10 protein-coding genes are annotated in these 12,150 nt (G+C 63.8%); 2 read left to right on the top strand and 8 right to left on the bottom strand.

Annotation, left to right across the window (positions count from 1 at the left end):
* Positions 1–9 precede the first annotated feature (9 nt).
* Both G394_RS0102825 and G394_RS0102830 read left to right on the top strand, forming a co-directional pair.
* Positions 10–1,254, top strand: coding sequence for an NOL1/NOP2/SUN domain family protein (locus tag G394_RS0102825; RefSeq protein WP_028576358.1), 1,245 nt, complete (start codon positions 10–12; stop codon positions 1,252–1,254).
* A 17-nt stretch (positions 1,255–1,271) separates the two neighbouring features.
* Complete coding sequence (locus tag G394_RS0102830) at positions 1,272–2,030, top strand: class I fructose-bisphosphate aldolase (RefSeq protein ID WP_028576359.1); 759 nt, start codon at positions 1,272–1,274, stop codon at positions 2,028–2,030.
* A 72-nt stretch (positions 2,031–2,102) separates the two neighbouring features.
* On the opposite strand, the gene G394_RS0102835 is transcribed toward G394_RS0102830, so the two are convergent.
* The 8 genes from G394_RS0102835 to rfbA all read right to left on the bottom strand — a co-directional run bounded on the left by G394_RS0102835 (position 2,103) and on the right by rfbA (position 12,047).
* Complete coding sequence (locus G394_RS0102835) at positions 2,103–2,828, bottom strand: class I SAM-dependent methyltransferase (protein ID WP_028576360.1); 726 nt, start codon at positions 2,826–2,828, stop codon at positions 2,103–2,105.
* Positions 2,828–4,498, bottom strand: a complete 1,671-nt coding sequence (ilvD, locus tag G394_RS0102840) for a dihydroxy-acid dehydratase (RefSeq protein WP_028576361.1) — start codon at positions 4,496–4,498, stop codon at positions 2,828–2,830. The genes G394_RS0102835 and ilvD overlap by 1 nt, the downstream gene beginning before the upstream one ends.
* Positions 4,499–4,513: 15 nt before the next feature.
* On the bottom strand, positions 4,514–5,386 hold the full coding sequence (locus G394_RS0102845) for a cell division protein FtsX (RefSeq protein ID WP_028576362.1): 873 nt from the start codon (positions 5,384–5,386) through the stop codon (positions 4,514–4,516).
* Positions 5,383–6,063, bottom strand: a complete 681-nt coding sequence (gene ftsE / locus G394_RS0102850) for a cell division ATP-binding protein FtsE (protein WP_028576363.1) — start codon at positions 6,061–6,063, stop codon at positions 5,383–5,385. Before ftsE ends, G394_RS0102845 begins: the two co-directional genes overlap by 4 nt.
* 24 nt (positions 6,064–6,087) lie before the next feature.
* Positions 6,088–7,251 (bottom strand): response regulator, encoded by a 1,164-nt coding sequence (locus G394_RS19940; protein WP_051306903.1) that lies wholly within the window; start codon positions 7,249–7,251, stop codon positions 6,088–6,090.
* A complete protein-coding gene (locus G394_RS0102860; protein WP_084435249.1) occupies positions 7,244–8,563 on the bottom strand; it encodes a GAF domain-containing sensor histidine kinase in 1,320 nt (439 codons plus the stop codon). The genes G394_RS19940 and G394_RS0102860 overlap by 8 nt, the downstream gene beginning before the upstream one ends.
* A 6-nt stretch (positions 8,564–8,569) precedes the next feature.
* Entirely contained in the window at positions 8,570–10,807 is a 2,238-nt protein-coding gene (locus G394_RS0102865) for a vitamin B12-dependent ribonucleotide reductase (protein ID WP_028576365.1), read from the bottom strand.
* Between the two features lie 370 nt (positions 10,808–11,177).
* The gene (gene rfbA / locus G394_RS0102870; RefSeq protein ID WP_028576366.1) at positions 11,178–12,047 is read right to left on the bottom strand and encodes a glucose-1-phosphate thymidylyltransferase RfbA; all 870 of its coding nucleotides are present in this window, start codon (positions 12,045–12,047) and stop codon (positions 11,178–11,180) included.
* Between the last annotated feature and the right edge of the window lie 103 nt (positions 12,048–12,150).

Below are 12,150 nucleotides of genomic sequence, written 5' to 3' on the forward strand. Positions count from 1 at the left end.
ACAACCCCTATGAAAAACACCACCCGCTCCTTCCGTCTGGCGTGCACCGAGGATCAGATCCCGGATGTCGAAGCCCTGCTTCGGGCCGAAGGGTTCGGCTTCGAACCAGAGCCGTTCTTTTCCCTGGCCCGGACCCTGACCGCCGAGCCCATGCCCCTGGGCCGCAGCATCGCGGCGCGCTTCGGCTACATCTACATCCAGGACAAATCCTCCATGTTGCCGCCCCTGGCCCTGGCTCCCCGCCCCGGCGACCGGGTCCTGGACATGTGCGCGAGCCCCGGCAGCAAGACCGGCATCCTGTCCCGCATGGTAGGCCCGACCGGCCTCGTCCTGGCCAACGAGCCCAGCCCCGACCGCCTGGCCACCCTGCGCGTGAACATGCGCCACCTGGGCTGCCTGAACGTGGCCACCTGCAAATACGAGGCGCAGAACCTGCCGCTCGCTGCGGGCTCCTGGCCCCTCATTCTCCTCGACGCGCCGTGCAGCGGCTGGGGCACGGTCGAAAAAAACCCCAAGGCCGCCCAGATGTGGGCCGGGGAAAAGACCGCGCCCCTGGAGGAACTCCAGCGCGAACTGCTGACCAAGGCGGCCGAACTGCTGGCCCCGGGCGGACGGCTCCTCTACTCGACCTGCACCACCAACGTCCGCGAGAACGAGGACCAGGTCCGCTTCGCCATGGAACATCTGGGGCTCGCGCCGGCTCCTCTGCCCGAATTTGAGTCCTTCAGCTTCGCCCCGTCCCTGCCGGGCTGCCTGCTCGTGGACGGGGAGGGTAGCGCGGCCCAGGGCTTCTTCCTGGCCTGCCTGACCAAACCGGGCCAGGCAGGGGAGACAGAGTGGCCGGAAGGCCGGGAGCTTCCGGGCGACACGATCACGAGGCAGCACTTTCTCGCACGCACGGGGCTGGACACGAGCTGGCTGCCGGAGCACAGTTTCCTCTGCGTCGGCGGCCGCATCTACCTTATTTTCGAACAGGCGAGGAAACTGCCCGGCGAACTGCGCTGGCAGGGTTTCGCCGTGGGCAAGGCGGCAGGGGATTCCGTCCTGGCCGACGCCACCCTGCGCATGTTCGTCCCGCCAGTACCCGACGGGAACAGCTTGGTGCTTGAAAACGTGCGGGACATCGCCGCCCTGCTCTCCGGACAGAGTCTGGCCTGGAAAGGCGATGCCCGGCGCAGGGCCTTCTATTACCGAAGCCTGCCCCTGGGGTTTCTGACGGTCAAGGGCAATCGGTGCCTGTGGTCGGATCGCTAACGCATGAGGAGAACGACATGATCGGATACCTGCGCAAGGCTGCGCGGCTCTTCCACCCCGAATCCAAGAGGACCATCATCCTGCCCCTGGATCACGGCCTGTCCGAAGGCAACATCCCGGGCCTGGAGGACCTCGGCAGCCTCCTGCGCGGCCTGCAACACCTGCCCCTGCAGGGCGTGATCATGCACAAGGGCATGGTCATGGCCACGGCCGGGGAGATCCGCCTCGACCAGTCCCTCATCGTGCACCTTTCGGCCGGCACGCGGCACGGCCTGCCATCCTACAACAAGGCCCTGGTCTGCTCCGTGCCCGAGGCCCTGCGCCTGGGCGCGGACATAATCTCCATGCACATCAACATCGGCAACGACCTCGAAGACCGCATGCTCTCGGACCTCGGCGCCTGCGTGGAGGAGGCCCACCAGCTGGGCCTGCCCCTTCTGGCCATGATCTACGCCCGCGGCGGGCAGATCGTGAACGAGAACGACCCGACCCTGGTGGCCCACAGCATCCGCATCGGCGCCGAACTCGGGGCCGACGTCATCAAGGTGCCGTCCTGCGGCGGCCACCCGAGCTTCGCCCGGGCCGTGGCCACCTGCCCCGTACCCGTGGTCATCGGCGGCGGTCCGCGCAACGGCGACTTCCGGCATTTCCTGCGCAACGTGCGCGAGGCCCTGGATTCCGGCGTGTCCGGCGTGTGCATCGGCCGCAACATCTTCCAGCAGGAAAACCCGGCCAAGGCCCTCGAAGAGGTCTGCACCCTGGTTCACGGGAAATAATCCCCTGAATTCCATAACAAATGGCCGGTCTGCACGCGTGCAGGCCGGCCATTTCGTTTGCGAACCCTTCCCTCAGACTGTGGGTTCGGTGTTCCAGGCCATGAGCGGAGTTCGGGCCGGCGGCGCGGTCAGGTCGATGCGCACCGCCGTGACCGCGCCCATCCACGGGAAGACGGAGACGCTATTGAAGAGCCTGATGACGGGCAGGGCGTTCCAGGTGCAGGACGGCCCGAGCAGGATGGATCTGGCCTCCATGGCGCCTGGGGAAATGCTCTTCTGGATCAGGGCCCGCATTCCCGGCCAGGTGAACCAGCGCGCCCTGGCCAGGGTCGAATGCCGCTTTCCAAGACGCACCGAACACCCGTAGAGCGACCATTTGTTCAGGAACGTGACGAGGACGCCCTTGCGGGCCACACGCGCAGCCTCCTGCAGGACGAGGGCGGGATCGTCCACGAATTCGAGCACGGTCATGAGCGAGGCGTAGTCGAACTCGCGCTCCTCGAAGGGCAGATGCTCCGCGCTGCCCAGGTGCAGGTCGGCCCTGGTCCCGATCTTTTCCCGCGCGCTGGCCAGCATGTCCGGGCTCTGGTCGATGGCCGTCAGGTCGAAGCCGCAGGACCAGAAGAACTCAAGGAACGTGCCCGTGCCGCAGCCGATGTCCAGCAGCTTCTGCTTGCGTCTGGGCCAGTGGGCGATGACGCCCTGCAGCAGCCTTTCCTCCTGCCGCAGGGCGAAGCTCCCGCAGGGGCTCTTGGCCCACTGGTCATAGCGGGCCGCGGTCTGGGCATCCCAACCCATCAGATCTTCGTCACCGCGCCCTTGGCCGCCGATGAGGCCATGCGGCTGTAACGGCGCAGGATGGAGGACGTGATTTCCTTGGGATAGGGCTTCCAGTCCTGACGGCGCCGTTCGAGTTCGGCCTCGTCCACGAGGAGTTCGAGCTTACGGGCCGGGATGTCGATGCTGATGCGGTCCCCCTCCCTGACCAGGCCGATGACGCCGCCCTCGGCCGCCTCGGGGCTGATGTGCCCGATGGCCGCGCCGCGCGTGCCGCCGCTGAAACGCCCGTCGGTCAACAGGGCCACCTCGCCGCCCAGGCCCAGGCCGGAGATGGCCGAGGTGGGCGTGAGCATCTCGCGCATGCCGGGGCCGCCCACGGGGCCTTCGTTGCGGATGACGACCACATCGCCGGCCACGATTTTCCCGCCCAGGATGGCGGCAACTGCCTCCTCCTCGCCCTCGAAGACCCTGGCCGTGCCCGTGCGCCGCATCATCTCGGGCGCCACGGCCGACTGCTTGACCACGGCCCCGTCCATGGCCAGGTTGCCCTTCAGGATGGCGATGCCGCCTTCCACGGAATACGGCTCGGCCACGGTGCGGACTACTTCGGGCCGGGAAATGCGCGGTTTCAGGGCATCCAGGTTTTCACCCAATGTCCGACCGGTCACGGTCATGACGTCCAGTTCCATACGGCCGCTGCCGGCCAGTTCGTTCATGACCGCCTGGATGCCGCCGGCCTCGTGCAGGTCGGCGATGTGGTGCGGCCCGGCCGGAGACAGGCGGCAGAGGTTCGGGGTGTTGCGGCTGATGCGGTCGAAGATGTCCAGCGTCAGGTCCAGTTCGGCCTCGCGGAAGATGGCGGGCAGGTGCAGGACCGTGTTGGTCGAGCAGCCCAGGGCCATGTCCACGGTCACGCCGTTGGCCACGCTCTTCTCGGTCACGATGTCGCGGGGGCGGATGTTCCGCTCGACCAGGGACATGACCTGCATGCCGGCCTCCTTGGCCAGGCGGATGCGCGCGCTGGTCGGGGCCGGGATGGTGCCGTTGCCGGGCAGGGCCAGGCCCAGGGCCTCGGACAGGCAGTTCATCGAATTGGCCGTGAACATGCCGGCGCAGGAGCCGCAACCGGGACAGGCGCACTCCTCCATGCGCTCCAGGTCCTCCTCGGTCATGCCGCCGCTTCTGACCTTGCCCACGCCCTCGAAGACCGTGATGAGGTCAATAGTTTTCCCCTCGAACTTGCCGGGCAGCATGGGCCCGCCGCTGACGATGATGGACGGGATGTTCAGGCGCAGCATGGCCATGAGCATGCCGGGCACGATCTTGTCGCAGTTGGGGATGAAGACCAGACCGTCGAAGGGCACGGCCGTGGCCGATATCTCGATGGAGTCGGCGATGAGCTCGCGGCTCGGGAGGCTCATCTTCATGCCTTCGTGGTTCATGGCCAGACCGTCGCACACGCCGATGGTCGGGAACTCCATGGGCGTGCCGCCGGCCATGCGGATGCCGTCCTTGACCGCCTGGGCGAGGGTGTCCAGGTGCATGTGGCCGGGCACGATTTCGTTGGCCGAGTTGACCACGCCAATGAGGGGGCGCTTCATCTCCTCGCGGGTCATTCCCAGGGCGAAGAGCAGGGAACGATGGGGGGCCTTTTCCAATCCTTTCGTCATCTTATGGCTACGATTCATACTGTCCTCGATTGTCTAATTGCGAAGGGCGACCAGGGAGCTCAGGACTCCGACGGCCGCCAGGGTTGCGACGATGGCCAGGCAATGCAGGGAGGGCAGGAAGGAGATGGTCATCCACAGTGGCGGGACGTTGAACATCTCCTCGATGCCGTTGTGCAGAAGCTTGAGCAGCCCCAGAGCCAGGCCGGCTCCGAGAAACCCTTGGAAAGCCCCGCCCACCAGCAGCGGAAACTGGATGTAGGCGCGGCTTGCGCCGACAAAGCGCAGGATTTCCAGTTCCTCCCGCCGGGCCAGTAGGGCCAGCTTGATGGTGTTGCCGACCACCAATGCGACCACGACCAGCAGAAAGCCCGTCACCGGCCAGAAGGCCATCCGCGTCAGACCCACCCACGAGGTCAGCAGGTCGACCTGTAGGGGGTTGAAGGAGACCTTCTCCACCTTGGGCAGGGACCGCAGCCGCTCGACCATGGCCGCGGCCCACTTCTTGCCGTCCTCGGCGGGCAGCTCGCATTCCACCAGGGCCGTGGGCGGCAGGGGGCTTCTGCCCTTCATCCACTCCATGTCCGCGCTGTTCTGGAAGGATTCGGCCAGCACGCCCAGGGCCTGGTCCGGCGTGAAGGTGCGCACGTTGACCACACCCTCCATGGACGAAAGTCCCGCCCACACGTCGCGGACCTCCTCGGTCGTGGCCTGGGGCTGCCAGTAGACCTGGAACTGGACGTTGCCTTGCCGGGCGCCGATCTGCAGGTCGAGGTTGTGCACGAGCATCAGAAATGCCCCGCCCAGGAAGGAGACCAGGGTGATGGCCGCGATGGTCATGCACAGGGACCAGGGAGCGCGGAACAGGTCCCGGACGCCCTGGCCCAGGAGCTGGAAAAAGACGCTCATAGGCTGCCTCCCGTTTCCACGCAGCCCTCGTGCATGACGCCGTCGTGCAGGGTTACGATGCGCGCACCGGACATGCGCTCCATTATCTCGCGGTTGTGGGTGGCGATCATGATCGAGGTGCCGAATTTGTGGAACTGCTGGAATATGTCCATCATGCGCATGGACAGCTCGTAATCGAGGTTGCCCGTGGGTTCGTCGGCCAGGAGGAGTTTGGGTTTGACGACCACGGCCCGGGCTACGGCCACGCGCTGCTGCTCGCCGCCCGAAAGCTCCTCGCACGGGGACATGGCCTTGTGGTCCAGGTGGAGGCTCCGAAGCACCGCGCGCACTCGCTTCTCGATGATGTGCCGGGGGATGCCGCGGACCTTCAGGGGCAGGGCCACGTTAGCGAAGACCGTCTGGTTGGTCAGGATCTTGAAATCCTGGAAGACAACGCTCACGTCGCGTCGCAGCAGGTGCTTGCGCCGTTCGGGCAGGGTATTGAGGTCGTACCCGGCCACGTCGACCTTGCCGCGCTGCACGGGCAGGGCGCCGTGCAGGATGCGCATGAACGTCGTCTTGCCCGCGCCGGACGGCCCGCACAGGAAAACGAACTCCCCCTGCTTCATGCAGAAATTGACGTCCTTCAGAGCCAGCTGCTTGCCGAAGGAGTAGGACAGCTTGGATGTGGTGATCATAACCCCCTCTTCGGGCCGATGGTGTCAGTCGGCCTCGCGAGTGTGCGCTTTGTTGACCTGCTCGTAAAGAACCCTGGCCTTCTCGAACCCCGGATCGTTGCCCAGGGCGCGGGCCAAAAGCTCCTTGGCCTTGGCGAACTGCTTGCGGTTCACGTAGGCCACGGCGGCGTTGTAGAGAATTTTCGGATTGTCGGGTTCCTTGGACAGAGCCGTGCGGTAGATCTCCACCGCACGGGCCAGTTCCCCCTTGCGCCGGTAGGCCACGGCCATGTTGTTCAGGGTGTCGCAGGTCAGGGATGAAAATATGTACGCCCCGAAATCGCGCTGGACTTCGTCGACCATGTCCAGGTCCAGGTAGGCGTTCCAGATGTCCTGCTTGATCTGGTCGTTCTTGCGGTCGACATTGAGGGCCGTCATGAAGCTTTTCCTGGCCTCGTGCAGGTCTTCGCGGCGCAGCTGGATGGTACCGCGCAGCACGTGGTTCCCGGCGTTGTTGGGGCTGATGGATATGGCCCTTTCCGCCGCGCCCAAAGCCTGGTCCAATTTCCCCATCCTGGACTGCAGCATGACCAGGGTTTCCCAGGCCTTGGTGAAGAGCGGGTTGGAGGACAGGATCGCGCACGCTTCCTTCTCGGCCGCTTCGAACTCCGCAATGCCCATGAGCAGATGGACCCGTTCCAGACGGATACGCGGGTAGTTGTCGGGATGCAGGCTTTCGAAGCGGCGCAGAAGGTCGTCGGCCTGGTCGCATTTTCCGGATGCGCACAGGGTTTTCACTTCCGTCTTGAGCAGTTCGAAATCCCATTCGAACGTGCTGCCGAACACCGCTTCGAGGGCTTCGGACAGGGCCTTGATGGTCACCGGCTTGACCAGATAGGCCGAGGCCCCTCCCTCGGAGGCCAGGGCGATGTCCTGCGTCTCGTACTTGGAGGTCAGAAAGATGAAGGGGACGTGCCTGGCCCCCTCCATGGAACGCACGGTCTGCAGCAGCGACATCCCGTTCATCTTGGGCATGTTCCAGTCCGAGATGATGAGCCCGGGAGTCGCTCTGCGGACATGCTCGAGGGCCACCGCACCGTTCTCGGCCTCCAGGAATCTGGAAAAGCCCAAGGCCCGCAAGATATGGATCACCGTCTCGCGGGCGGAAAGAATGTCTTCCGCCACCAGCACGGTCATGTTCTTATCCATGTTCGTTCCCGTCCAGAGAATCCGGAATGAAGAGAATGACGCAGAACCTGCTGCCCTTGGGCGTGGCGTCCTCGACCCAGATTCTGCCCTGAAACATGCTCACGATCTTGCGGCAGACGAAAAGCCCGATCCCCGTGCCCTTGATGCCGCTCTCCATGGATCTCTCCGTACGCACGAACTTCTCGAAGACGGTTTCCTTGTAGCGATCCTCGATGCCCTCGCCGTTGTCCTCGACCCAGAACTTGAGGACCGTGCGGGACGGGTCCTCGGTGCGGCGCGATTCCCAGCTGTCCATGCCGAGCCGGATGAGGCCGTTCTCCGGCGTGTACTTGACGGCGTTGGACACGAGATTCTGCACCAGATGCCCAAGGAGCATCCTGTCGCCCAGAACCCGCACGTCGAGGGCACACCCGTTCTCGATGACGATGCCCTTGTCCCTGGCCAGGGGCGCGATCTCAGCGAGCTGGCTTTCGACCAGGGGGAGAAAGGACACCGGCATGGGGCTGAAGCCGCGCTCGTGCAATTCGTCAACGCGGGCCACATGCAGAAACTCGTCGATCATCTCCAGAAGCTTCGAGGCGCCCTTGAAGGCCGTCTCGATGATGGGCCTCTGGGACTCGCTGGGGCCCAGATAGGTCAGCAGGTCCATGTTGGAGATGACGGCCGAGAGGGGGCTCTTGAAGTCGTGCACCACCATCTGGACCAGTTCGGCCCGTTCGGTGGAAGCCATGATCAGCTCCTTCTGCTTGATCTCCAGTTCCTGGGCCAGATCCCGGTACCGCTCCTTCTCCTTTTCGAGCCTGTCCAGAACGACGATGTTGTCGATGAGCGGCGTGACCCAGCCGGCGTATTCCAGAAGCAGCCCAAGGTCGGCCTGGGAAAAGGCGCCGCCCCCCTCCTTGTCGGAGACGTTGATGACCCCGATGACGCTCCCCTGCTCCGAGAGCAGAGGCACGGACATGAGGGAGGCCGTGCGGTAGGCGGCGCTGCGGCAACAAAAGCGCCCGTCGGCCGCGATGTCCGTGATGAGCAGGGGTTCCTTGAAGGTGCAGACGTAGCCCGAAACGCAGCGGGGAGACAGGGGCTGGCAGAGCCCCACGATCTCCTGCCTGGTTGCGGCCACGACCTTGAGCTCCTGTCTGTCCTCGTCGAACAGCATGACCGAGGCCTGGGAACTGCCGAGGCGCTCCTGAATGAGCACGCCCCCGAGGCGCAATTTCTCGGCCGGACTCTTGGACCTGCAGGCCAGGATGCCCATCATCCGGCGCAGGAACAGGCCAAGGTCCGGCTCGATACCGTTAGGCAGAGGCATGACCCGTCAACCGCACTTGGTGTACCCGCAGGAGGGGCAGACGAAACACCCTTCCTGGAACACGAGTTCCGTCGAACACTCCGGGCACTCGGTCTTGGACAGGGACTTGTCGAAGCTGCGGGGGGACGTCCCCTGCAGGTACTTGTTTTCCAGCACCCAGGACACGGCGTCTGGAATGGACAGGAGCATGCCTTTTTTCTGGAAGACGGGATGTTCCCCGCCGATCCCCTTGAGCTGCTTGACGATCTCGCGCACGTGCACGCCGGAGCGCAGGGCCAGTGACACCAAGCGGCCGATAGCTTCGGCCTTGGCCGTGATGGAACGCCCTGAACGGCCAATGGTGGTGAAGACCTCGAAGGGCTTGCCGTCGATCTCGTTCACGGTCAGGTACAGATCCCCCAATCCCGTGCGGACCTTCTGGGTGAAGCCGTAGACGATGTCCGGACGGTCCATGGGCCGCGTCTCTTCCTCGGCCTTCTTGCCGTCCTTGCCGCCCTCGCCCGTGCACAGGACCTGCACGCTCTTGCAGCCGTCGCGATACACGGTCACGCCCTTGCAGCCCTCCTCGTAGGCCATCCAGTAGATTTTGTAGATGTCCTCCTGGGTGGCGGAGTTGGGCAGGTTGACGGTCTTGGACACGGCGTTGTCCGTGTGCTTCTGGAAGGCGGCCTGCATCTTCAGGTGCCAAACAGGATCGATGTCCATGGCCGTGACGAAGACCTTGCGCAGGTCCTCGGGCAGAAATTCCATGCCGTGCACCGTGCCCTTCTCGACGACCTCGGCCATGACCTTTTCGGAATGGCAGCCGGCGTCGTGCAGGGCCTGCACGAAAAAGGAGTTGGCCTCGGTCAGCTTCTCGCCGTCCATGACCTGGCGCACGAAGCACAGGGCGAAAAGCGGTTCCACGCCCGAGGAACACCCGGCGATGATGGACAGCGTGCCCGTGGGGGCGATGGTCGTGGTCGTGGCGTTGCGGTATGGCCCGAGGTTCTGGTCGCTGTAGACAGACGTCTCGAAGCCCGGGAAGGGGCCGCGCTCCTTGGCCAGCTGGGCAGAGGCGGACTTGGATTCGCGCTGCAGGAACTCCATGAGCTTCTCGGCCAGGACGATGCCCCGACGGCTGCTGTAGGGCAGGCGCAGCTGGTAGAGCATATCGGCCCAGCCCATGACGCCCAGGCCGATCTTGCGGTTGCGGCGCACGGTATGGGTGATGCGCTCCAGCGGGTACTCCGAGGCGTCGATGACGTTGTCCAAGAAGCGCACGCTCAGGTGGATGACCTCGCGCAGCCTGTCCCAGTCGACCTCCTTGGCGCCGTCCCTGTCGACCACGAAGCGGGCCAGGTTGATGGAGCCCAGGTTGCAGGCCTCGTAGGGCAGCAGGGGCTGCTCGCCGCAGGGGTTGGTGCTCTCGATTTCGCCCTGGTCGGGGTTGGGGTTGTCGCGGTTGATGCGGTCGATGAAGATGATACCGGGGTCGCCGCTTTCCCAGGCCTTGCGCACCAGCAGCTCGAAGACCTCGCGGGCCTTGAGGCGCTCGATGACCTCGCCTGTGTGCGGGGCGACCAGGGCGTACTCTTCGTCCTTCTCCACGGCCTGCATGAATTTTTCCGTCAGGGCCACGGACAGGTTGAAGTTGTTGAGGTCGCCCTCGCGCTCCTTGGCCCGGATGAATTCGAGGATGTCGGGGTGGTCGACGCGCAGAATGCCCATGTTGGCCCCGCGCCGCGTGCCGCCCTGTTTGACCTGCTCAGTGGCCGTGTTGAAGATCTTCAGAAACGAGATGGGACCCGAGGCCACGCCGCCCGTGGAGCCGACGCGGCTGTCCTTGGGACGCAGGCGGCTGAAGGAAAACCCCGTGCCGCCGCCGGACTTGTGGATCAGGGCGGCGTGCTTCACCGCGTCGAAGATCTCGTCCATGGAGTCGCCGACCGGCAGGACGAAGCAGGCGGCCAGCTGTCCGAGATCCGTGCCTGCGTTCATGAGCGTGGGGGAATTGGGCAGGAAGTCGTAGTCGATCATGAGCCTGTAGAAGGTCCGGGCGAGGTCTTCGACCTTCCACGTGGAGTCCGGGTAGCCGGCTTCCATGGACGCGATGCTGGCGGCAACCCTCCAGAACATCTGCTTGGGGGTTTCGATGGGACTGCCGTCCAACCCCTTTTTCTGGTAGCGCTTCCGGAGCACCAGTTCGGAGTTGGCGTTGAGGGTCACTTCGGGCAGATCCGCCGGCATTTTCATAAGGTCCATGGATACCTCACTTTCCTTGAAATTGTATGAGACATATTGAAATTATTGGCTCTTCTTGATCCGTGTCTCTGTACTGGAGATGGCCGAAGACTTCAACGGTGTGAAAAGGGGAACGGGTCGTCCTTCCCCTCTTTCTGCAAAAGAAATGAGAAAAGAATTTGTTGGTATTATTAGGCCGCTTCGAATGTGACTAATGTAGTCAATATGCTGAAATAATGTTTATTTTTTAGGATGCCCAGCGGTTCCGAACAAAGCTTTCCGCGGTGTTCGACCCGGACTGCGTTCTAGCGAAGGAACATGGGAAAATGTTTGGAACAATCTTTTCCACAGGTGTTCCTTTACCAACTTAACTCATGAAATTATTGTTTTTTTATTCATCGTCAGCCAGTTCATCGAGGTAGCGGCCGTAGTCGTTCTTGGAGAACTTCGCGGCCAGCGCCTTCAGGTGTGCGCAATCGATGAAACCCTTCCTGAAGGCGATCTCCTCGATGCAGGCTATCTTGAAGCCCTGGCGTTCCTGGATGGCCTGCACGAAGCTGCCGGCCTGCTGCAGGGATTCGTGGGTGCCGGCGTCGAGCCAGGCGTAACCGCGGCCGAGGAGTTCCACGTGTAGGGTGCCGCGGCGCAGGTACTCGAGGTTGACGTCCGTGATTTCAAGCTCGCCGCGAGGCGAGGGACGCAGGGCCTTGGCGATGGCCACGACGTCGTTGTCGTAGAAATAGATGCCCGGCACGGCGAACTTCGATTTGGGCCTGGACGGCTTTTCCTCGATGCTGACAACCTTGCCGGCGTCGTCGAATTCCACCACTCCGTAGCGCTGGGGATCCCTGACCGGGTAGCCGAAGACGATGCCGCCCTTGTCCAGTCCCACGCAGTTTTCGAGCACCACCGACAGCCCCTCGCCATGGATGATGTTGTCGCCAAGGACCAGGCAGACGCTGTCCAGGCCGATGAAGTCCTCGCCGAGGATGAAGGCCTGGGCCAGCCCGTCGGGCGAGGGCTGCACGATGTAGGTGAAGCGCACGCCGATCTGGCTGCCGTCGCCGAGCAGGTCGCGGAAGCGCGGCAGGTCGTGGGGGGTGGAGATGATCAGGATATCCCTGATGCCCGCCAGCAGCAGGATGGAGAGGGGATAGTAGATCATGGGCTTGTCGTAGACGGGCAGGAGCTGCTTGCTGGTGCCCAGCGTCAGGGGGTAGAGTCGCGTGCCGGATCCTCCGGCCAGAATGATTCCTTTCATGGGTGTCCTTTCCTGTTGATTTCAGAAACAAACTATACGCGGGAAGAGTTCTGCGGACAAGTAGTCGCGGCTTTGCGGTAATGACAATGGCGCTTGCCTTTGG

Source organism: Desulfomicrobium escambiense DSM 10707 (assembly GCF_000428825.1).
GTDB lineage: Bacteria > Desulfobacterota > Desulfovibrionia > Desulfovibrionales > Desulfomicrobiaceae > Desulfomicrobium > Desulfomicrobium escambiense.